The organism is Nocardia sp. NPDC055029 (genome assembly GCF_053608525.1).
On the sequence record NZ_JBSGVQ010000026.1, the window covers coordinates 1 to 20,680 of the forward strand.

The window sequence follows — 20,680 nt, forward strand, 5'->3', positions numbered from 1 at the left end:
AGATTCGTCTCCCGGGGCCACCGCCGTTTTCCGCTCAGCCTTGCTCGTAGGTGCCGATCAGGGTGGCCCGGCCGAGGGAGTGGGAGAACAGGTTGAACCCGAGGTAGGCGGGTGTCGCGTCCGGCCCGACCTCGAGCTCGGGGACGTCGACGGCGTGCACCACCACGAAGTACCGGTGCGGCCCATGGCCTTCCGGCGGCGCGGCGCCGACGAAGCCGGGGAACCCGCCGTCGTTGCGCAGCGTGACAGCGCCGGCGGGCAGTGTCCCGCCTTCGCTGCCCGCACCCGCGTCGAGGGAGGTTACCGAGGCCGGGATGTTGGCGACGGCCCAGTGCCAGAAGCCCGACGCGGTCGGGGCGTCCGGGTCATAGACCGTGACCGCGAAGCTCTGGGTGCCTTCCGGGAAGCCGGACCAGCTCAGCTGCGGCGAGATGTCCTTGCCGCCCGCCCCGAACACCCCGGACACCTGATCGTTGGCCAGCGGCTGACCATCGGTGATGTCGGCGGAGGTGACGGTGAACGACGGAATCTTCGGCAGTGCGTCATAGGGGTTGTAGCTCATGGGGTCTCCGATTCGTGGCGTCGGTGCTCAGCTGTGCAGGAGGAAGTGTTCCAGTACCCGGGTGCCGAATTCCAGTGACTGCACCGGCACCCGCTCGTCCACCCCGTGGAACAGGGCGGTGAAGTCCAGTTCCGGCGGCAGCTGCAGCGGCGCGAAGCCGAAGCAGCGAATACCCAACCGCGCGAACGCTTTCGCGTCGGTGCCGCCGGAGAGCATGTAGGGCACGGTGCGCCCGTCGGCGTCGTGGGCCAGCACCGCGTCGTTCATCGCGTCGACGAGGTGACCGTCGAAGGTGGTCTCGTAGGAGTCGAGTTTGGTGATCCACTCGCGCTCGACGTCGGGGCCGATCAGCTCGTCGACCTCGCGTTCGAAGGCGGCCTGACGGCCCGGCACGACCCGGCAGTCCACCACGGCCTCGGCGGTCTGCGGGATGACATTGGCCTTGTAACCCGCCTGCAGCATCGTCGGATTGGCGGTGTCGCGCAGGGTGGCGCCGATGATGCGGGAGATGGTGCCGAGCTTGGCCAGCTGGCCTTCGATATCGGGGCCTTCCGGGTCGAACTGCAGCCCGCTCTCCTCGCTGACGGCGGCGAGGAATTCGGCCACCGAGTCCGACAGGACCACCGGGAAGGTATGCCTGCCCAGGCGGGCGACGGCTTCGGCGAGGATGGTGACAGCGTTGTCGTCGTGCAGGAACGAACCGTGCCCGGCGCGAGCCTTGGCCCGCAGGCGCATCCAGCCCAGCCCCTTCTCCGCGGTCTCCACCAGGTAGAGCCTGCGTTCGGTGCCGTCGGGACGCGGCACGGTCAGCGAGAACCCGCCGACCTCGCCGACGGCCTCGGTGACGCCGTCGAACAGGTCGGGCCGGTTGTCGACCAGCCACTGCGACCCCCACTTGCCGCCGTTCTCCTCGTCGGCAAGGAACGCGAACACCAGATCGCGCGGCGGCACCGTGCCCTCGGCCTTGAACTGGCGGGCCAGGGCCAGCGTCATGCCGACCATGTCCTTCATGTCGATCGCGCCGCGACCCCACACGTAGCCGTCGCGGACCGCGCCGGAGAAGGGGTGCACGCTCCAGTCGGAGGCTTCGGCGGGGACGACGTCGAGGTGTCCGTGGATCATCAGGGCGCCGCGGCTCGAGTCGGCGCCCTTCAACCGCGCGAACACGTTGCCGCGGCCTGGCGCGCCCGATTCGACGTACTCGGTCTCGTACCCGACCTCCTGCAACTGCGCGGCCACCCACTCGGCGCATTCGCGCTCGCCTTTGGTGGTCGCCAGCTCACCGGTGTTGGAGGTGTCGAACCGGATCAGCGCACTGACCAGCTCCACCACCTCGTCCACCGCACGGGACCGTTCGTTCGAACCAGAACTCTCGCCAGATGCCGACACGTCCCCTTTCCTACCACCCCTACCGCATCCCCCGCGCCATCTCCCCTGGCGCGCGAGGATTGCGCCGCTGCTGGCGACTACAACTCGCGCTGAGCGGAATTCCGGATTGGCGCGCCCACCGGCTCGCGTGTTTGGCTGTGGCGATGAGATCGCGGGTCGTTCGGGTCGGTACCTTCGTGCTGGCAGGCACCGCGACGCTGGCGGGCGCGGTCGGTATCGCGCTGCACTACACCGGTTGGCCGGCGGAGGCGTTGGTGCTCGCCACCTCGGGGGCGCCGTATCTGATGATCGGTGCGATCGTCGGTGCGGTGGGATTCGCGGCGACCCGGCAGTGGGTCGCGACCGGGGTCGCGGTGGTCGTGGCGGCGGTCGGGGTGGCGACCCAGGCGCCGCTGTATCTCGCCGATACCGGCGGCGACGGTCACCCGGTCACGGTCATGCAGGCCAATCTGCTGTTCGACGGCGCCGACCCGTCCGCACTCGTCGAAGCGGTGCGGACCCGTGATGTCGCGGTGCTCACCGTCAACGAACTCACCCGCGCCGCCGTCACCGGCCTCGGTGCTGCCGGACTCGACCAGCTGCTGCCGTACCGCTATCTTGCGCCCGGCCAGACGGCGAGCGGGACCGGAATCTGGAGCCGGTATCCGTTGTCGGACACCGTCGAATACGACGGTTATGTCCTCAATCAGATCTCGGCCACCGCCACCGTGCCGGAGGTCGGGCCGGTCTCGGTCTATGCCTTTCACCCCGTCCCGCCGGTCTACGACACCGATGTCTGGGCCGATGAGTTGTCCCGGCTCGATGCTGTCCTGCGCCGGTCTCCCGCGGATCGCCCGGTGATCGTCGGTGGCGATTTCAATGCCACCTACGACCACAGCCGCTTCCGCGCGATGGCGTCGGGCCGTTTCGCCGACGCCGCCGGGCAAGCCGGTGCCGGACACCTGGTCACCTATCCGACCGACAAACGGCTGCCACCGCTGGTCGGCATCGACCATTTCCTGCTCGCGGGCGCACACGCTACCTCCGTGGAAACCGTCGCCATGCCCGGTGCCGACCACAAAGCCCTGGTAGCCCGTGTCGTCCTCGAACGCCGGTAACTCTCACCCCGGCCGGGCCGCGGTGCGGTCACGGGTGGCGAGCAGGGCGTCGATCCGAGCCGAGATCGCCTGACCGGCCGCCAGCAGCGGCTCGGTCGAACGCAGTGTCCGGCCCAGCACGAACGCGCCCTCCAAGCCGCACAGCACACCGAGGATCAGCTCACGCGCGGCCGGCTCATCGAGGCCGCGGCCGACGAAATACGCTGTGCCCTTGTCGATCCAGTCCGTGACGACCTCGGCGGCGACCTCACGCAGTGCGGGTTCGCTGTCGGCGATCTCGCCCGCCACGGTGCCGACCGGGCACATGTTGATCCACCCGGACTCCTCGAGTGTGCGTGCCGCATCGGCGAAGGCGGCGGGCACGGCGGCGCTGAGGTCGTCGTGTGGGTCCATCAGCAGCGGCAGCAACTGGATGTAGGCGGCGCCCGAGCCGCGCAGCGCCTCGGCCGCGATCTGCACCTTGCCGTGCGGAAAGTGGTGGTAGAGCGACCCCATCGGCGCCTCGGCGGCCGCGGTGATCTGTTTGACGGTGATGGCGCTGTACCCGTGGGTGCGCATCAACTCGGCGACCGCGACGACCAGGCGATCCCGCGTAGTCGTTGACATCTTCTCGCTCACCGTTCCAGAATAGAGCAAACGCACTAGAGCATTTGCTCTAACGTCTGGAGGTTCTTATGCCGACCGTCGAATTGCCCGCGGGCCGCATCCACTACCGCGAACATGGCGATGGCCCGCCGGTCGTCCTGCTGCACGGCCTGTTGATGAACCACACCGTGTGGGATTCGGTCATCGACCTGCTGCCGACCGGCTTCCGCTACGTCCTGCCCGACCTGCCGCTCGGCGCGCACCCCGAACCGCTGCGCCCGGGCACCGACCTGAGCATGCGCGGCCTCAACCAGCTCGTCGCCGACTTCCTCACCGCCCTCGACCTGACCGACGTCACCCTCGTCCACTCCGATTGGGGCGGTGCGCTGTTCCTCACCGCCTACGGCCTGGACAAGCGCGTCGGCAGGCTGATCGTCTTGCCCTGCGAAGCGTTCGACAACTTCCCGCCCGGCCTCCCCGGCAAGACCGCGATCCTCGCCTCGATCCTGCCCGGTGGCGTCACCCTCGCACTGCGCCAGCTGCGCATCCGCCGGCTCCGCGGCAACCCCCTCCTGTTCGGCTGGATGGCCAAATTCCCCCTCCCCGACGACCTCGTCCACGGGTGGACCGAACCCGGCCTGCGTGACCCTGGCGTCCGCGCCGATGTGCTCGCCTACATGCGCTCCGGTTACGACAAACCCACCCTGATCGCGAATACCGAAGCGCTGCAGCACTTCCCAGGTGAAGCCCTGATCCTCTGGTCATCGGCGGGCAAGGTGATGCCCCGCGAGCACGGCCGCCGCCTGGCCGCCCTCATCCCCCACGCCCGGCTGGTCGAGATCGACGACGCCTACGTCCTGTCGATGATCGACCAACCCGCCGCCGTCGCGGCCGCGGTCACCGAATTCCTCACCACGACAGCGGCGCGCCCGTCGGAGCGCTGACGCCGCTCAGGTCTGCTGGACGGGCTCGTACGCGTCGGCGGCGAGCCCGAACGTCCACGCGACACCTTCCCTGGCGGTGCGGGTCGTCGGCGGAACCCGCAGCCAGTAGGTGCGGTTCGTTCCGTCCGGCTCCGGCGTGGAGTTGACCACCTCGACCATCACCACGTCCTCGTCGCCGAGCAGGGCGATCCGCCACAGGATGCCGGTCTCGTCGCGGTGGACGGGGCGGGCGTCGGATTCGGTGAGATAGCGGTCGTAGCCGTAGTGCTCGAGCATGACCCGCCGCAGTTCGGCGTTCTCCTCGTCCCGGATCCGCTGTGGTGTCAACGAGCCCAGGCTGTCGAGGAACTCGGCGGGCACCGGCATGCCGCGCCAGGCGTGCAACGCGAAACCGTCGGCGTAGGCCAGGGCGGGGCCGTCGGCGCGGTCGAGGCGGCCGGCCTCGTCCCGGTGCAGTTCGAGCGGACGCTCGGAGATGATCGCGATCTTCTCGTAAGGCCACCACCAGCCGGCCTCCGCGGCGACCGCGGCAATGCCGTCGAGCGGCCGTCCGGGTGCGGTGTCGTAGGCGCTGAGCCACGCCGCCTCATGCTGGCCGAGCACGGCATCGAGCAGCAGTACCCGAATCTGCCGTTCCTGCTTGCGATCACCGGCCGCGACCTCGACGACTCCGGCGCGAATGCGGTCGACGACAGAGTTGGTGAGTTCCCACAGGTCGGCCCCGGTCGCCCGCCAATGCGCGCTGTAGCCCTGCGCCCCGAGTTCGGTGTGCAGCCGGGCGCGCTCGGCCGCCCACGGGCCGCTGCGCACGGCCTCCCGCACCCGCGCACCCGTCTCGATTCCCGCGATCAGCATCCAGATAGCCGCCAGCGGCGAACGGGCCCACAGGATCTGTTCCGGTTCGGGCAGGCCTGCCCGCGAATAGGCGAGTCGCACACCTGCTTCGGCGGCAGCACGGTTACCCGGGCCGGAAGCGGCGGCGACCGAGCGCCAGTTGCGGTCCGTCATCGTCGTGCTCCTGTCGATCATCAGTCGGCCACCACCCGCACGGAACCGGGCACATATTCGCGCTGCCGGACCACCCGGTACCAGCCCTTGGGCAGGCCGATGGCCGCGTGCTCCTCGTGCACCACGCGTCCACCTTCGGGCAGGTGCAGCAGCATCGGGCCGAAAGCCCCTGCCTCCCTCATCAACCGGCCCGGCCCGGGAATCGCGTGCGCGTGCCCGGTCACTTCCCCCAACGCCAGGACGAGCCTGCCCCGGCCGTCACGCTTCTCGCCGTGCGCCGCGCGGGCACTGTCGGGCACCGCGGACTCGGTCAGCGGCACGATCAGCACATCGCCTTGTCGATACATGAATTTCCTCCCGTCACGGCCCGCGACTGCTGCCGTGGCGTGGACGGTAGCGGCAGGTGCCGACAACTCGGCCCGGCGCGCGGAATGTCGGTGGCGCTTGGTAGAAACGCAGCTGTCACACGGGGTCACCACGCCAGAAGGGGCGGGAACATACATGTCCATCGGAGAACATCTGCGCGGGTTGGGCGGTCTGCCCGCATACCAGTTCCCGGAGCTGGAGGAGGATGCCGCGGCGCAGGAGGCGGCGGTTCGCCTGTTGCCCGGCGCCGATGACGTGGCGTGGCGGATCAGCGTCGACGTCGACGAGGCCGAGGAGACCTGGCCCGAAGCGTTCGGCCGGTTCCTCGACACCGTCGATCCGGCGCGGGTGCGCGCGCTCATCGTCGGTTCATGGGCCGATGCCTACGACAATCGTCCCGATGATGTCATCGACGCCATCATCGCTGCCCGCGAACAGCTTCCGGCCCTGCGCGCGCTGTTCGTCGGCGACATCACCGGTGAGGAGTGCGAGATCTCGTGGATCCACCAGGGTGAGGTGACCAGGCTGCTCGACGCGTTCCCCCAGCTCGAAGAGCTCGGCGTGCGTGGTGGGGAGCGCCTCGAATTCCCCGCGGTCCGCCACGAGAACCTGCGCACCCTGAAGGTGCAGGCAGGCGGTCTGCCGGTCGCGGTGGTGCGCGGTGTCGCCGCCAGCGAGCTGCCGTCGCTGCTCGACCTCGAGCTGTGGCTGGGTACGTCCACATACGGCGGCGACGCCGATGTCACCGATCTCGCGCCGATCCTGTCCGGCGATCAGCTGCCCAGTTTGAAGCGGCTGGCCCTGCGTAACAGCGAGATCCAGGACGCGGTGTGTGCCGCGGTGGCCTCGGCGCCCGTGGTCGCCCGCCTCGACGCGCTCGACCTGTCGATGGGTGTGCTCACCGACGACGGCGCCGCCGCCCTGCTCGGCGGGCAGCCCCTGACCCACCTGAAATCACTGGACCTGCGCCACAACTATGTGAGCAAGGAGATCGGCGCCCGCCTCGCCGACACCCTGACCCCGGCGGGTGTCGAGCTTGACCTCGATACCGACGATGCCTATTCCGACGACGACGGCGACGGTACTGTGTGGCGATTCGTCGCGGTCGGGGAGTGACCTGACGTGCGATGGGTGGTGGTCGGCAACGCCGAGAACCGGCGGGTCCGGCTGTTCACCGAAGCGGCACTCGCCGCCGGGTTTCCCGCTCCGCGAGTCGTCGAATGGCTCTCGGTCCTGACCGACGGTGGTCATGATTTCGCCGACGACGAGATCGTCCGGCTGGATTCGCCGGGCGAGAACCCGGCGGTGGACGCGCTGCTGCGCGGAGTGAACGAGCCGACCCGCGTGGAGGGTTCGGCCCGCTGGTACACCGGCTTCCTCGCGGCGGTGGGTTCGCTGCGTGGCGGGCATCGGCTCGACGATCCGGCCGATCTCGCGGTCCTGTTCGACAAGCGGCGCTGTCACGCACGCCTGGCCGAGGCGGGGGTGCCGGTACCACCGTCACCCGCCGGGCCGCTGCGCGGCTGGCTGGACGTGCGGGCTCGGATGCGAGAGGCGGGAATGGCGCGGGTGTTCGTCAAACTCGCGCACGGCTCGTCGGCATCCGGGGTGCTCGCGATCGAGTCGACCGCGTCTGGCCGCTGGCAGGCGACCACCTCCGTCGAGGTGAGTGTTAATGGGGCGCTGCACAATTCACTGCGGGTGCGGCGATACCGCGAGGAACGCGAGATCGCCGCGATCGTCGACCGGCTCGCCCCCGACGGCCTGCACATCGAACGCTGGATCCCCAAGGCCACCACCGGCGGCCGGACGGCTGACCTGCGGGTCGTTGTCATCGCAGGCCGGGCCTCCCATGTCGTGGTCCGCACCAGCAAGGGGCCGCTGACCAACCTGCATCTGGGCGGTGCCCGCGGGGATCTGGCCGCGGTCCGCGCTGCGGCGGGCGAGCATTGGGCCGAGGCCATGGAGATCTGTGAACGCGCCGCGGCCTGCTTTCCCGCGACCCTGTGCGTCGGGGTCGATCTGCTGCCCGGTCTCGGCTGGCGGCGGTTCACCGTCGGTGAGGTCAACGCGTTCGGCGACCTGCTGCCCGGCCTGACCGGGCTTGCGGGCACACCGGCCGAGGGAATGGACACCTACACCGCGCAACTCACCGCCGCGGCGGCCATCGGAGCGTCTCGATGACCCAATCCCCGCTCTCGCGTCCCGACATGACCGAGGTCGTCGGCCGCGACGACCTGCTGCTGCTCACCCTCGACACCTTGCGCTACGACGTCGCGACCGAACTCGCCGCGGCGGGCAAGCTGCCCACCTTGTCGGCGTACCTGCCGCAGGGACGCTGGGACAAACGCCACGCACCGGGCAGTTTCACCTACGCCTCCCACCACGCCATGTTCGCCGGTTTCCTGCCGACCCCGGCCGCGCCCGGCCCGCATCCGCGCCTGTTCGCGGCCCGTTTCGCGGGCAGCGAGACCACCGCCGACGGCACCTTCGTCTTCGACGAACCCGATCTGGTGACCGCCCTCGCCGCGCGCGGCTACCACACCGTCTGTGTCGGCGGTGTCGGCTTCTTCAACAAGCAGGGGGCGCTCGGCAGTGTGCTGCCAGGCCTGTTCGCCGAAAGCCATTGGGAGCCTGACTTTTCCGTCGCCTCACCGACATCGTTCGAAGCTCAGGTGGCGTGCGCGGAACGCGCGGTCGCCGCGGTGCCCGCCGATCAGCGGGTCTTCCTGTTCCTCAACGCGTCGGCGCTGCATCAGCCGAACTGGTTCCACCTCTCGGGCGCCACCCGTGACGTCGGGGACAGCCGCGAAACCCACGCGGCGGCACTCGAATACATCGATGCCCATGTCGGCAGGCTCTTCGACGCGATGCGGGCACGCCGCCGGTGTTTCGCGATCGTCTGCTCCGATCACGGCACCGCCTACGGCGACGACGGGTACACCGGTCACCGGCTCGGCCACGAGTCCGTGTGGACGGTCCCCTACAGCCACTTCTTCCTGGAGCCCTCCCCATGATCGACACCGCGCTACCCCGGCCATACCAGAACTACGTCTACGCCTACCCACACAAGACCGCCTACCGGCCGCTGCCGGACCGACCCGCACTGTCGCAGGTGTGGGCGGGCGAATCGCGGTCCGCGCTGTCGCTGTATCTGCACATCCCGTTCTGTGAAGTGCGCTGCGGTTTCTGCAATCTGTTCACCCGGGTCGGCGCCCCGGACGGTCTCACCAGCCGCTACCTCGACGCCCTCACCCGCCAAGCCACCGCCGTTCGCGAGGGCCTGGGCGACGCCGAACCCCCGCGGTTCGCGAACGCGGCCTTCGGCGGCGGCACCCCGACCTTCCTCGAGGCAGGCGAACTGACCCGGCTGTGCGATATCGCCGAGCAGATCATGGGCGCCGACCTGCGCGCGATCCCACTTTCGGTGGAAGCCTCCCCCGCCACCTCGACCGCCGACCGCCTGGCCGTGCTGGCCGATCGTGGCGCGACCCGCCTGAGTCTGGGTGTGCAGAGCTTCATCGACGAGGAGGCCCGCGCGGCGGTGCGCCCGCAGCGGCGCACCGATGTCGAAGCGGCACTGGGCCGTATCCGCGAGGCGGGCATTCCCGTGCTCAATATCGACCTCATCTACGGCATCGACGGCCAGACCGCCGCGAGCTGGCAGGTGTCCCTCGACGCGGCGCTGGCATGGCGACCGGAGGAAATCTACCTCTACCCGCTGTACGTGCGTCCACTGACCGGGCTGGCCAGACACGCCGATCCCGCTGTCGCCGAACAGGACTGGGATCGCGACCGGCTCGCCCGCTACGCCCAGGGCCGCGATCACCTGCTGGCCGCCGGCTACGAACAGGTATCCATGCGCATGTTCCGCCGCCGCGACGCCCCACCCCAGGGCCCCGACGACTATACCTGCCAGACCGACGGCATGATCGGACTCGGCTGCGGCGCCCGCTCCTACACGAGCACCCTGCACTACTCCTTCGACTACGCCGTCGACATGCGGGAGGTCCGCGGCATCATCGACACCTACATCGCGACAACGGATTTCGCATCGGCGCTGCACGGTCGGGTGATCGACGTCGACGAGGCCGCCCGCAGGCACCTGCTCCAGTCACTGCTGCAAGCCGACGGCCTGGCTGTCGCCGACTACCGCCATCGCTTCGGCACCGATCCCTGGGAGGATTTCGGCGACCAGCTGCACGTCCTCGCCGACCGTGGCTGGCTCGCCGACGCCGGCGCCGACCTGCTGCGCCTGTCCCCCGAAGGACTGGCCTATTCGGATGCCATCGGCCCTGACTTCTTCTCCCCCGCTGTCCGTGCCGCCATGGCCGCCTACGAGCTGCGCTGACCGTGGACCTGACACTCCTGTACCGCGGCCCGCTGTCGTCGTGCGACTACGACTGCCCGTACTGCCCGTTCGCCAAACGCAGAGACTCCACCGAGCAACTACGCGCGGACCGCACCGCCCTGCACCGTTTCACCGACTGGGCCCATGCGCAGTCCGATGACCGGCTGTCGGTGCTGTTCACGCCATGGGGTGAGGGTCTGGTGCGGTCGTGGTACCGCACAGCCTTGATCGAGTTGTCCCACCTGCCCCACATCGATCGCGTCGCCATCCAGACCAATCTCAGCGGCCGCATCGACTGGACCGCGGACGCCGACCCCGACACGCTCGCTCTCTGGTGCACCTATCACCCCGGCCAGACGCCGTATCGCCGTTTCCTCGACAAGGCCGAACGCCTGGCCGAGACCGGAATCCGGTTCAGCGTCGGCATCGTCGGCCTGCCCGAACACCTCGACCACGCCCGCCGCCTGCGCGCCGACCTGCCCGACCACGTCTATCTCTGGGTCAACGCCGCCGAAGGCCACACCTACACCGACGACCACGCCGCGCAGTGGACCGCCATCGACGCCCTGTTCCCGTTCAGCAGGCACCCGCACCGCTCGGCAGGCGCCGCCTGCCGCACCGGTTCCTCGGTGATCTCGGTCGACGGCGACGGCGAGGTCCGCCGCTGCCATTTCGTGCGCACCCCACTCGGCAACCTCTACGACGGCTCCTACCGCCAGGCACTGACGCCACGACCGTGCCCACTGACGGTGTGCGACTGCCACATCGGCTATGTCCACCTCGAAACACTGCCGCTCTACGACGTGTTCGCCGGTGGCGTCCTGGAACGAATCCCGGCCGATCCTGCGGTCGAGCCGATGTCGAGCGTCGTACTCACCGGGGTGGCACCGTGATGCCGAACCGTGTCAGCGCGCGACACCCAGCGACAACGCGGCGAAGGCCTTCGGCGCGCCGGGGTGATAGAACCGGTCGAGTTCGACGGTTTCGAACCCGGCGTCGCTGATCAATCCGGGAATGTCACGCACGAGGTGACATCCGCCCGCGATCCGCTGCTGGACCGGATCGAGCCGGTACTGCCAGGTCCGGACCGACGCGTCGGGAGCGAGGCCGTGTTCGACGAAGTGCAGCGTCCCGCCCGGCTTGAGCACGCGGCGGATCTCGGCGAGCGCGGTCGCGACATCGGGGATGGTGCACAACGTGAACGTCGACAGCGCGGTATCGAACGTCGCGTCCGGAAACGGCAGCGCCTGACCGTCCAGCCCGGCCCGCTCGATCGGGACCCTGCTCGCCGCGACCCGCTTCGCCGCGATCTTCCACGCGGTGTCCGCGGGTTCGACGCCACAGACCCGCTTCACCGCGTCCGGGTAGAACCCGACATTGGTCCCCGACCCGAACCCGACTTCGAGCACCTCGCCGTGCAGACCCGCGCAGGTGCGGCGGCGCAGGGGATCGTTGTTGGCCACCCCGCAGACGGTGTCGACGATGTGCGGCAGGATCCGGTCGGTGTAGAAGCCCATCCCCCGATCATCCTCCTGCCGGCAGCGAACTGCCGTCGATCAGGCCAGTCGGCGGTCGAAGACCTGCGTGCCCGCGCCCGAACCGGGGTCGACCGTGATCACCCGCAGGTTCACCGTGTCCGGGGTGAGATCCATGACCATGAAGCCCAGTTCGTGCTGGGTCTCGTACAGGGCAGGGTGGCCTGATCCGGCTGCGGCGTGGCCGCTCGCCGTTTTGCCCGCCGCGCCCGAGATGATCTGGCGGGTGCCCTTCGACGCGGCGGTCGGTTCGAGCACCTGCAACGTGTGGTCGTGGCCCGAGAGCAGGAACGACACCTTGCCCAGCACGTGATCTTCGAAGAACCGCTTGGCGTGCACACCGTTGAGCGGCTCGATCGGCAGCCCCTCGTAGTTGCCCGCGTCGCCGTGCGGGCCGTTGCTGAGGTACGGGTGGTGGGTGCAGGCGATCTTCCACTGCGCGGTGGACTCGGCGAGGGCCCGGTCGAGCCAGGCGCGCTGTTCGTTCATGTACTGCCCGTCCACCGACCAGTACGGGTCGAGCAGCGGTGGAATGTAGGCCGCGAGCGGGTTGACGTCGAGGACGAAGAACTCCACCACCGGGTTCTGTTCGGGCACCCGCACCGAGTAGTAGCGGCTCGGCATCCACCACCGCGCCGATTTCGCGTGGTACTCGACCTCGTGGTTGCCGCGGACCAGCCAGCCGCCGTCGCCGGGGAACACCCCGGAGGTGTCGTGGTTGCCCAGCGCCATCGCCCACGGAAAGTCCAGTCCCGCATTGGGATCCTCGAACTTCGTGGCGAACTGCACGTCATCGGGACCGTCGGGGCCCGATTCGTAGATGTTGTCGCCGAGACCGACGGCCATCGTGAACGGCTCACGAGCATGGAACGCGCGAGCGGCGTCGGCGACCGCCCACTGCGTGCGGCTGCCCGTTCCGGCGTCACCGGTGATCAGAATCCGGGCGGTGCGGCCCGCGCGTGGCGCGAACTTCGGCACCTCGGCGGGCACGGCCGCCGCCGGCGTCAGCCCGACGAGCGTGATACCGGCGACAACGCCTGCCGCGCCGGCCAGAACTTCCCGCCGGCCGAGCCCGGCCGGAACGGAATCGGTGGTGGAGTGCGACACGTGGATACTCACCTTCTGGTCAGGGATCGGGGGAAACTTACACCGCGGTGGTGCTGTTGGATACTTGTCCCCATGGCAGACCGGATGTCTCCCCTCGTGCTGAGCACCGAGAGCGTTTCCGCCCAGGAGGCTTTCGACTATTGGCGCGACAGCATCTGCGCGATGTATGTCCGGATGCAGGTCGATCCGCTGACCTCGGCGGACTTCCACGCCCGGATCGAGTACGCCACGCTGGAGAACTCCGTCGGCCTGTCGAGAGTCAGGGCCGACGCCCAGCGTGCGCGCCGACGCCCGGTCGACCTGCAGGCCGACGCCGAGGACTGCATCCTGGGCGTCATCACCCTCGACGGGCAGGCGGTGCTCGAACAGGACGGCCGCACCGTCGCCGCCGAGCCGGGCACGCTGATCCTCATCGACAGCACCCGCCCCTACACCGCGACCTGGACGGCGACGTTCGAGGAACTGGTGGTGCAGGTCCCGAAACACAGCATCTCGGTCACCGACACCCGCTCGCTGACCGCCCAAGCCTTCGGACCCGGCACCGTCGCGCCGGTCGTGACCTCGTGCTTCACTTCCCTTTTCGACCTCGTCTCCACCGACCCCGCCCAGGCAGCTCCGCTGGTCCCGCACGCCCTCGGCTTGTTCGGCGCGGCCGTCGCGACCGCGGCGGGGCGCAAGAGCGAGCCGGAGGAGATCACGGCGCTGCTGCGTCAACAGGTGTTCGACTTCCTGCACAGGCACGCGTGCGATCCCGAACTCGGTGCCGACACGGTCGCCTCGGCCTGTGGGGTGTCCCGGCGGACGCTGTACCGGATCGTCGGCGGTGGCGGTATCGCCCACCACATCCGCGAGATCCGGATCGATCGCGCCAAGAAACTGCTGCAGCGCGAGCGGTATCAGTCGATGGGGGCGATCGCCGCGGCCTGCGGTTTCGGTAGCGAGTCCGGGTTTCACCGCGCGTTCCGGGAGTCGGTGGGCGCGACACCGGCCGACTACCGGCAGATGGTGCGCCCGTAGGCGATCACACGGGCGAGTTGGGCCGCCCGACTCCGGTCGCGGCGTCCATGTCCTCGAGCGACATGCCCTTGGTCTCGGGCACGAACCGGAACACGAACAGCAGCGACAGCAGGGCGAACGCCGCGTACATGCCATAGCCGAAGCCGAGCGAGAAGGTCTTCAGGCTCGGGAACGACACGGTAATCGCCCAGTTCGCGGCCCACTGACCGGCCGCGGCGAGCGAGAGCGCGGCGCCGCGGATCCGGTTCGGGAACATCTCGCCGAGCAGCACCCACACCACCGGGCCCCAGCTCATGCCGAAGAAGACGACGAACAGATTCGCCGCGACCAGCGCGATCGGGCCACTCGCGCCCGTCAACTGCGGCTCCAGGACGCCCTCGTCGTTGGGCACCTGGCCTGCGGTGCCGAAGCACACCGCCATCGTGGCCAAAGTGATGGTCATGCCGATCGAACCGATCAGCAGCAGCGGCCTGCGCCCGATCCGGTCGATGAGCATGATCGCGACGATGGTGGTGGCGATATTGACCACCGAGGTGAACACGCTGATCTGGAACGACTGGGACTCCTCGAATCCGACGGCCTCCCAGAGCACATTCGAGTAGTAGAAGATCACGTTGATACCGACGGCCTGCTGGAACACCGACAGCAGCAGACCGACCCAGACGATCGGATAGATCCCGCCGGCGGGACGGCGCAGGTCCTTCCACGACGGCTTCACATCGCCCTCGAGACTGTCCTCGATCCGGCCGATGGTGAGTTCGAGGTTCCGCTCGCCGAACAGCAGCGTCAGCACCGTGCGTGCCTCGGGGATGCGGTGCGTCGCGACGAGGTAGCGCGGCGACTCCGGAATCGTCGAGGCCAGTACGCCGTAGACCACCGCGGGCACCATCATCGACAGGAACATCCAGCGCCAGGCGTCGAGACCGAGCCACAGTGTCTGGCCGGCCCCGCCCGCGATCTCGGCGAAGACATAGTCGACGAGCAGCGCCAGGAAGATGCCGAGCACGATCGCGAGCTGCTGCAGCGATCCGAGTCTGCCGCGGATACGCGCCGGTGCGGTCTCCGCGATGTAGGCGGGGGCGATCACCGAGGCCACGCCGACACCGAGGCCACCGATGACGCGCCCGATCACCAGGATCCAGACGCTGGGCGCGAACGCGGTCACCACCGCGCTGAGGAAGAACAGCGCGGCCGCGATCTTCATGACCTTGATCCGGCCGATCCGGTCGGCGATGCGGCCCGCGGTCATCGCGCCGGCGGCCGCGCCGAGCAGGGCCGAGGCGACCGCGAAACCGAGAACGGCGTCGTCGACACCGAATTCGTCCTGGATCGCGGCGACCGCACCGTTGATCACCGCGCTGTCGAAGCCGAACAGCAGACCGCCCAGCGCCGCGACGGACGCGATCCGGATGATGTGGTTGCCCGCAGCGCCTTCCTCGTCGGGAGCGGCGGACTGATCGGCGGCGGAACTTCCGTCGGACATCGGCGTCGTCCTCTCCGCGGCGCGGCAGGCGGATGCCACGCGCAGCACTGGGTTGGTCAGGTCGCAGTATGCCCTGACCTGCGGGCCGATGTCGTCGAGGACACGCACACCAGCGCAGCGCCCACCGGCGCCGTAGGCGGCCCACACCGCGTGTTCACCTCGGCGACACGGTCGTCGGTTAGCGTCCGGCAGATGACCGATGTCGAGACACGCACGATCCCCCGCGATCTGAGCGAGATCGCCGATCTCGCCACCGCGGTGAATCTCGCCGACACCACGGCGTTCTCCGTCGACGACAGCGACGACGACGATCCCGTCCTGCTCACCGAGCCCGGCGGCCTGATCGTCGACACCTGGCGGGAGGGCTACCCGTACGACGAACGCCTCTCGCGCACCGACTACGAGTTCGACAAGCGGCTGCTGCAGATCGAGTTGCTGAAGCTGCAGAACTGGACAAAGGCGACCGGCAGGCGCATCGTCATCGTCTTCGAGGGCCGCGACGCCGCGGGCAAGGGCGGCACCATCAAACGGTTCATGGAGCATCTGAATCCGCGTGGCGCGCGGGTGGTGGCGCTGGAGAAGCCCTCGGCCCGCGAATCCACCCAGTGGTACTTCCAGCGTTATGTCGAGCACCTACCCGCGGCGGGTGAGATCGTGCTGTTCGACCGCTCCTGGTACAACCGTGCCGGTGTCGAGCGGGTGATGGGTTTCTGCACGCCGGAACAACATCGGCGCTTCCTCGCGCAGGTGCCGTTGTTCGAGCGGATGCTCGTCGACGACGGCATCGATCTGGTGAAGTTCTGGTTCTCGGTGTCGCCGCTGGAGCAGCGCACCCGCTTCGCGATCCGGCAGGTCGACCCCGTGCGGCACTGGAAGCTTTCACCGATGGATCTGGCGTCGCTGGACAAGTGGGACCAGTACACCGCGGCCAAGGAAGAGAACTTCGAGCACACCGACACCGACTACGCGCCGTGGATCGTGGTCAAGAGCAACGACAAGAAGCGGGCGCGCCTGAACGCGATGCGCCACGTGCTCAACCGGTTCGAGTACGAGAACAAGGACGACGAGATCGTCGCGACCGCGGACCCGCTGATCGTGGGCCGCGGTCGCGACGTCCTCGGTTCCTGAGTCAGCGCACCAGCATCACCCGGTGTGCCGCGGTCAGCAGCATCGCCAGCTCGTCGCGCTCGCCGGTGTCGAGGACCTCGAAACAGGGGGCGATGAGCTCGTCGGTCAGCTCCTCGGCGGCGTCCCAGCGCGCCCGCATCCCGTCGGTGACCTCCTCGAACGGTTCGGTCCAGCCGAGCAGGCGCGCGTGGGTCGGGCCGTCCGACATCGGTGAGCCCGCGATCAGGATCGCCTGCAGCGGGGTCAGCCCGTTGGCGGTCACGGCGATGAAATGCAGACCGCCGCGCAGTTCCCGCAGGACGTGGCTCACCTGCACGAGCGCTGCCTTGCCGTCGCCGGGCAGCGGCATCGCGCGCCAGCCGGCGAACAACGGCAGCCCCGCCGAGGGCGCGGCGTCGACGACGCGGCCCAGCAGTTCGGCGAGGCGACCGGCGTCGGCCTCGTCGAAGTCGGCGAGCTTGCGGCGCCCGAAGTCGTGACAGGCGGCCAGGTAGGCCGCGGCCGCGTCGGCGGCGGGCATCGGCACCGATTCCCATGCGGCACGGACACATCCGGGTTCGAAGAAGCCGAAGGCCGCCGAGACGACATCGGCGTCGACGTCACCGAGGACGCCGCCGCGCCCGCGCGTGTAGGTGCCGTGGAATCCGGGCACCCCGACCGTGTTCCCGAAGTCCCTGACCTCGCGCGAGAGCATGAACGCCCCACCGAGTTCGAGCACCTGCTGTTTGACCGCTGTCGCCGTCATCGTCTGCCACCTTCCGCTGTGTGCGTCCTCCAGGCAGACTTTAGCGTGCAATAGCCAGATTGGGCAGCCCCCAGCTGCCCTACGCTGAACTCATGAACGGCCGACCCCTCGTGGCGATCCTGTCCGGCGCCGGTGTCTCCACCGACAGCGGCATCCCCGACTATCGCGGGCCGAACGGCTTGTGGCAGCGCGATCCCGACGCCGAGAAACTGGTCACCTACGACTACTACATGCGTGACCCCGACATCCGCCGCCGCTCCTGGCTCATGCGCGGCGAACATCCGTCCTGGCGCGCCCGGCCCAATGCTGCGCATCTGGCCGTCACCGCCTTGGCTGACACCGGGGTGGCGGTGCGGGTGATCACCCAGAATGTCGACGGGCTGCACCAGCTCGCCGGTCTGCCCGACCGCAAGGTCCTGGAGCTGCACGGCAATGCCCGCGCGGTGGTTTGCACGGCGTGCGAGGACCGCACGACCACCGAGGCCGCGCTGGAGCGGATCGCGGCGGGCGAGGACGATCCGGCGTGCCTGCGCTGCGGCGGCATCCTCAAGACCGCGACGGTCATGTTCGGTCAAGCGCTGGATCCGGAGGTCCTCGGACAGGCGATGACGATCGCGCAGGCATGCACGGTGTTCATCGCCGTCGGCACGAGCTTGCAGGTTCAGCCCGCCGCGTCGCTGGCAGGCATCGCCGCCGAGCACGGGGCGCGGCTGATCATCGTCAATGCCGAGCCGACGCCCTACGACGCACTCGCCGACGAGGTGATCCGCGAGCCCATCGGCACGGCGCTGCCCGCGCTGCTGGCCACCCTCGCCTGACTCGTCGCAGGCGCGATCCCGGCGCCGCGGCTAGTCTTGTGAGCATGACCGTCGATACCGGCCTCGGTAGCCGGAAGACTTGGCTCACAGTCGAATTCGCCGGATTGTTCTTCGGGGTCGCCGGCGCGTATGCGGTGTTTCTGCGCGGTGTCCGCCCGCTGCCGTTCCTGTTGGTCGTGGCCGGGTGTGCGGTGGTGTATCTGTTCCGGACCGGGTTCGACCGTCGTGATTTCTGGCGGGCCGATGCGCTGCGCGGCGCGTTGCCCGGCATGCTCGGGTTGTGGGCGGTGGCCGCGCTCGTGCTCGGTGTCGCGGTCGCGGTGCTGCGCCCGGATTCACTGTTCGATCTGCCGCGGGAACGCCCGCTGCTCTGGCTGCTGGTGATGGTGTTCTATCCGCTGGTCAGCGTGTATCCGCAGGAATTGTTGTTCCGCGCCTTTCTGTTCCACCGCTACGCGCCGGTGTTCGGTGACGGTGTCCGGATGGTCGCGGCCAGTGCGGCAGCGTTCGGGTTCGTGCATCTGATGTTCGGCAGCTGGTTGTCGGTGGCGCTGAGCGCGGCCGCCGGAGTGCTGTTCGCCGAACGCTACCGCCGCACCCGTTCCCTGCTGACCGCCTCGGTCGAGCACGCGCTCTACGGCTGTCTCGTGTTCACCATCGGCCTCGGTGACTTCTTCTACCACGGCGCCGCGACGACGTGACCTGCGAATCGGTGTGCCGCCCAGTCGCTTCGGGCGGCACACCGGCCACGGTCAGCTGTCGTATGGCTTGGAGAATTCCTCGATGAGCACCGGATACTGCTCGCCGCCGTGTCCGGCGGAGATCGACCGGTCGGCCATCGCCTTGATCAGCCTCGGCAGCTCGGCGTTGACACCGAGTGCCTCGCTTTCCTCGACCAGGTGTGCCATCGCCCGCGCATCGGTCGCCAGCGCCGACACCTCGGCGGGAAACTGTCCGCGGTCGATCTGCTCGGCATAGCCGGGCAGCCACTCGGCGACGCCGGTGGCGATCAGCTGCGCGAACGGCGCATAGGTCGCGGCGTCGACACCGGCGGTCCGCAGCATCGCGGTGCCCTGCAGCCAGGCGTTGAGCACGCTCCACATCATGGCCAGGCCCGCCACGTCGTACAGGGACGCGAGCCCGTGGTCGGCGCCCAGATAGCTGACGCCACCGAGCGCTTCGAGTGTCGGCCGGTGCGCGTCGAAGTCCGCTTGCGGCCCGCTGTGCAGGATCACGGCCTCGGCGGTTCCGATCGTCGACGGGATCGCCATGATGGCGCCGTCGAGGTAGCGGACGCCGCGCTGCTCGGCCCACCGCGCGGCTTCCCTGGCCTGCGCCGAATCGCCCGAGGTCAGGTTGACAACGGTCGTGCGGTCGAGGGGGACATCGCTGGTGCCGAGCAGTTCGCGCACTGCTGTGTAGTCGGTGACGCAGACGATGGTCAGCGGACTCGCTGCGAGCGCGTCACCGATCGTCGGCGCCAGTCGCGCGCCTCGGGACACCAGGTCCTCGGCCTTGGCGCCGGTGCGGTTCCAGACGGTGGTGGGATGCCCGGCGGCGAGGTAGGCGCCGGCCAGTGCCTGGCCCATCAGGCCGAGCCCGATGACGGTCACAGGTGTGTCGGTGGTGTTGTTCATGGGAGCATCGTCAACGTTGATACCGGTGTGAAGGTCAAGTGAGGGATTCGATGCGAATCGGGGAACTGAGTCATCGGACGGGCGTCAACGCCCATCAGCTGCGCTATTACGAGGCCCAGGGACTACTCGAGGCCGACCGCAGCGCCAACGGCTATCGCGACTACCCCGAGCATTCCGTGCTGCGGGTGACCCAGATCCGGCACCTGCTCGGTGCGGGCCTGTCCTCGGAAGACATCGCCTACCTGCTGCCCTGCGCCCAAGGCGAAGTCCCCGAGCTGCCCGGCTGCCCCGAGCTCCTGGCGGCCATGCGGTCACGGATGCAGCGCCTCACCGACCAGATCGAGCGGCTCGCGCGTTCCCGCGACGCGTTGGCCGCCTATATCGCGGCGGCCGAGCAGACCGGCGGTGACAGCTATCCCCCGTTCGACGGTGCCGACCGCCAAGCTGTTCCCGCCTGAGATTGCGCGGTCCACTGGATGGCCGGTGGTTTCACCCTCGCGCACACCGGGTTTCCGGTGGCGTCGGTCAGGCCGAGCCTGGCTTCGAGGACACCGGACACCGTCGCCGCGGCCATGACCTCGGTGGGCACGTCGGCGAGCATCAGCTTCGCCCGGCGGAACATCGCGAAGGCGCCTGCGTCGTCGACGGTGCCCCAGCTGAGGTAGACGAACCGGGCACCGGGGCCACCCTGCACATAGGGTCCGCGCACATCGGCGCCGTCGACCGCGCACTCCAGCGTCCAGGTGACCGACTCCGCGTCACCACGCTGCCGATCGAGCAGTTCCTCCGGCCGGTTCCTGCGCTGCACGCCGACATGGATGTTCGTGTACGCCGAGGCGCCGGCGGGTTGGCAGGACGAGCCGGGCAACCCGGTCCCCACGATGCGGATCAGCACCAGCCCATCCTCC

At 69.1% G+C, this 20,680-nt stretch carries 23 protein-coding genes; 12 read left to right on the forward strand and 11 right to left on the reverse strand.

Annotated features, from left to right (window positions below; translation table 11 throughout):
• Window positions 1–34 precede the first annotated feature (34 nt).
• Both ACWF9G_RS21575 and ACWF9G_RS21580 read right to left on the reverse strand, forming a co-directional pair.
• Window positions 35–562 carry a YbhB/YbcL family Raf kinase inhibitor-like protein gene (locus ACWF9G_RS21575; protein ID WP_379310942.1) on the reverse strand — a complete coding sequence of 176 codons (528 nt, stop codon included), beginning with the start codon at window positions 560–562 and terminating at the stop codon, window positions 35–37.
• A 27-nt stretch (window positions 563–589) separates the two neighbouring features.
• The gene (locus ACWF9G_RS21580; RefSeq protein WP_452517360.1) at window positions 590–1,951 is read right to left on the reverse strand and encodes a M20/M25/M40 family metallo-hydrolase; all 1,362 of its coding nucleotides are present in this window, start codon (window positions 1,949–1,951) and stop codon (window positions 590–592) included.
• On the opposite strand from ACWF9G_RS21580, the gene ACWF9G_RS21585 reads away from it, so the two are divergent.
• The gene (locus ACWF9G_RS21585) at window positions 1,942–3,048 is read left to right on the forward strand and encodes an endonuclease/exonuclease/phosphatase family protein (RefSeq protein ID WP_452517362.1); all 1,107 of its coding nucleotides are present in this window, start codon (window positions 1,942–1,944) and stop codon (window positions 3,046–3,048) included. The two genes, ACWF9G_RS21580 and ACWF9G_RS21585, sit on opposite strands and share 10 nt — an antisense overlap.
• A 3-nt stretch (window positions 3,049–3,051) precedes the next feature.
• On the opposite strand, the gene ACWF9G_RS21590 is transcribed toward ACWF9G_RS21585, so the two are convergent.
• Complete coding sequence (locus ACWF9G_RS21590) at window positions 3,052–3,666, reverse strand: TetR/AcrR family transcriptional regulator (protein WP_452517364.1); 615 nt, start codon at window positions 3,664–3,666, stop codon at window positions 3,052–3,054.
• Between the two features lie 56 nt (window positions 3,667–3,722).
• On the opposite strand from ACWF9G_RS21590, the gene ACWF9G_RS21595 reads away from it, so the two are divergent.
• On the forward strand, window positions 3,723–4,577 hold the full coding sequence (locus ACWF9G_RS21595) for an alpha/beta fold hydrolase (RefSeq protein ID WP_452517365.1): 855 nt from the start codon (window positions 3,723–3,725) through the stop codon (window positions 4,575–4,577).
• Window positions 4,578–4,583: 6 nt separating this feature from the next.
• On the opposite strand, the gene ACWF9G_RS21600 is transcribed toward ACWF9G_RS21595, so the two are convergent.
• Both ACWF9G_RS21600 and ACWF9G_RS21605 read right to left on the reverse strand, forming a co-directional pair.
• Window positions 4,584–5,585, reverse strand: coding sequence for a DUF6745 domain-containing protein (locus tag ACWF9G_RS21600; protein WP_452517367.1), 1,002 nt, complete (start codon window positions 5,583–5,585; stop codon window positions 4,584–4,586).
• 20 nt (window positions 5,586–5,605) lie between these two features.
• Window positions 5,606–5,932: a hypothetical protein gene (locus ACWF9G_RS21605; protein WP_452517368.1), complete on the reverse strand. Its 327-nt coding sequence runs from the start codon at window positions 5,930–5,932 to the stop codon at window positions 5,606–5,608.
• A gap of 154 nt (window positions 5,933–6,086) precedes the next feature.
• Between ACWF9G_RS21605 and ACWF9G_RS21610 the strand changes: the two genes are divergently transcribed.
• Genes ACWF9G_RS21610 through ACWF9G_RS21630 form a run of 5 tightly spaced genes read left to right on the forward strand, consistent with a single transcriptional unit; the run spans window position 6,087 to window position 11,195 of the window.
• Complete coding sequence (locus tag ACWF9G_RS21610) at window positions 6,087–7,067, forward strand: STM4015 family protein (protein ID WP_452517370.1); 981 nt, start codon at window positions 6,087–6,089, stop codon at window positions 7,065–7,067.
• Between the two features lie 6 nt (window positions 7,068–7,073).
• A complete protein-coding gene (locus ACWF9G_RS21615) occupies window positions 7,074–8,135 on the forward strand; it encodes an STM4014 family protein (protein WP_452517372.1) in 1,062 nt (353 codons plus the stop codon).
• The gene (locus ACWF9G_RS21620; protein WP_452517374.1) at window positions 8,132–8,968 is read left to right on the forward strand and encodes an STM4013/SEN3800 family hydrolase; all 837 of its coding nucleotides are present in this window, start codon (window positions 8,132–8,134) and stop codon (window positions 8,966–8,968) included. The genes ACWF9G_RS21615 and ACWF9G_RS21620 overlap by 4 nt, the downstream gene beginning before the upstream one ends.
• Window positions 8,965–10,302, forward strand: coding sequence for an STM4012 family radical SAM protein (locus ACWF9G_RS21625; protein WP_452517376.1), 1,338 nt, complete (start codon window positions 8,965–8,967; stop codon window positions 10,300–10,302). Before ACWF9G_RS21620 ends, ACWF9G_RS21625 begins: the two co-directional genes overlap by 4 nt.
• Window positions 10,303–10,304: 2 nt before the next feature.
• Entirely contained in the window at window positions 10,305–11,195 is an 891-nt protein-coding gene (locus ACWF9G_RS21630; RefSeq protein ID WP_452517378.1) for an STM4011 family radical SAM protein, read from the forward strand.
• 12 nt (window positions 11,196–11,207) lie between these two features.
• On the opposite strand, the gene ACWF9G_RS21635 is transcribed toward ACWF9G_RS21630, so the two are convergent.
• Both ACWF9G_RS21635 and ACWF9G_RS21640 read right to left on the reverse strand, forming a co-directional pair.
• Window positions 11,208–11,819 carry a class I SAM-dependent methyltransferase gene (locus ACWF9G_RS21635; RefSeq protein WP_452517380.1) on the reverse strand — a complete coding sequence of 204 codons (612 nt, stop codon included), beginning with the start codon at window positions 11,817–11,819 and terminating at the stop codon, window positions 11,208–11,210.
• A 39-nt stretch (window positions 11,820–11,858) separates the two neighbouring features.
• Window positions 11,859–12,944 (reverse strand): metallophosphoesterase, encoded by a 1,086-nt coding sequence (locus tag ACWF9G_RS21640; RefSeq protein ID WP_379310956.1) that lies wholly within the window; start codon window positions 12,942–12,944, stop codon window positions 11,859–11,861.
• A 72-nt stretch (window positions 12,945–13,016) separates the two neighbouring features.
• Between ACWF9G_RS21640 and ACWF9G_RS21645 the strand changes: the two genes are divergently transcribed.
• Window positions 13,017–13,961 (forward strand): AraC family transcriptional regulator, encoded by a 945-nt coding sequence (locus tag ACWF9G_RS21645; protein ID WP_379310957.1) that lies wholly within the window; start codon window positions 13,017–13,019, stop codon window positions 13,959–13,961.
• Between the two features lie 4 nt (window positions 13,962–13,965).
• Here ACWF9G_RS21645 and ACWF9G_RS21650 read toward each other — a convergent pair whose 3' ends face one another.
• Window positions 13,966–15,444 (reverse strand): sugar porter family MFS transporter, encoded by a 1,479-nt coding sequence (locus tag ACWF9G_RS21650; RefSeq protein ID WP_452517382.1) that lies wholly within the window; start codon window positions 15,442–15,444, stop codon window positions 13,966–13,968.
• 192 nt (window positions 15,445–15,636) lie between these two features.
• Between ACWF9G_RS21650 and ppk2 the strand changes: the two genes are divergently transcribed.
• Window positions 15,637–16,572, forward strand: coding sequence for a polyphosphate kinase 2 (ppk2, locus tag ACWF9G_RS21655; protein WP_452517384.1), 936 nt, complete (start codon window positions 15,637–15,639; stop codon window positions 16,570–16,572).
• A gap of 1 nt (window position 16,573) precedes the next feature.
• Here ppk2 and ACWF9G_RS21660 read toward each other — a convergent pair whose 3' ends face one another.
• Window positions 16,574–17,317, reverse strand: coding sequence for an SCO6745 family protein (locus ACWF9G_RS21660; RefSeq protein WP_452517385.1), 744 nt, complete (start codon window positions 17,315–17,317; stop codon window positions 16,574–16,576).
• 92 nt (window positions 17,318–17,409) lie between these two features.
• Between ACWF9G_RS21660 and ACWF9G_RS21665 the strand changes: the two genes are divergently transcribed.
• Both ACWF9G_RS21665 and ACWF9G_RS21670 read left to right on the forward strand, forming a co-directional pair.
• A complete protein-coding gene (locus ACWF9G_RS21665; protein ID WP_452517386.1) occupies window positions 17,410–18,135 on the forward strand; it encodes an SIR2 family NAD-dependent protein deacylase in 726 nt (241 codons plus the stop codon).
• Between the two features lie 44 nt (window positions 18,136–18,179).
• Complete coding sequence (locus tag ACWF9G_RS21670; RefSeq protein WP_452517388.1) at window positions 18,180–18,836, forward strand: CPBP family glutamic-type intramembrane protease; 657 nt, start codon at window positions 18,180–18,182, stop codon at window positions 18,834–18,836.
• A gap of 51 nt (window positions 18,837–18,887) precedes the next feature.
• Here ACWF9G_RS21670 and ACWF9G_RS21675 read toward each other — a convergent pair whose 3' ends face one another.
• Window positions 18,888–19,772 carry an NAD(P)-dependent oxidoreductase gene (locus tag ACWF9G_RS21675; protein WP_452517389.1) on the reverse strand — a complete coding sequence of 295 codons (885 nt, stop codon included), beginning with the start codon at window positions 19,770–19,772 and terminating at the stop codon, window positions 18,888–18,890.
• A gap of 50 nt (window positions 19,773–19,822) precedes the next feature.
• On the opposite strand from ACWF9G_RS21675, the gene ACWF9G_RS21680 reads away from it, so the two are divergent.
• Window positions 19,823–20,230 (forward strand): MerR family transcriptional regulator, encoded by a 408-nt coding sequence (locus tag ACWF9G_RS21680; protein WP_452517391.1) that lies wholly within the window; start codon window positions 19,823–19,825, stop codon window positions 20,228–20,230.
• Here ACWF9G_RS21680 and ACWF9G_RS21685 read toward each other — a convergent pair.
• Window positions 20,185–20,667 carry a DUF5990 family protein gene (locus tag ACWF9G_RS21685; protein ID WP_452517392.1) on the reverse strand — a complete coding sequence of 161 codons (483 nt, stop codon included), beginning with the start codon at window positions 20,665–20,667 and terminating at the stop codon, window positions 20,185–20,187. The genes ACWF9G_RS21680 and ACWF9G_RS21685 overlap by 46 nt on opposite strands.
• Between the last annotated feature and the right edge of the window lie 13 nt (window positions 20,668–20,680).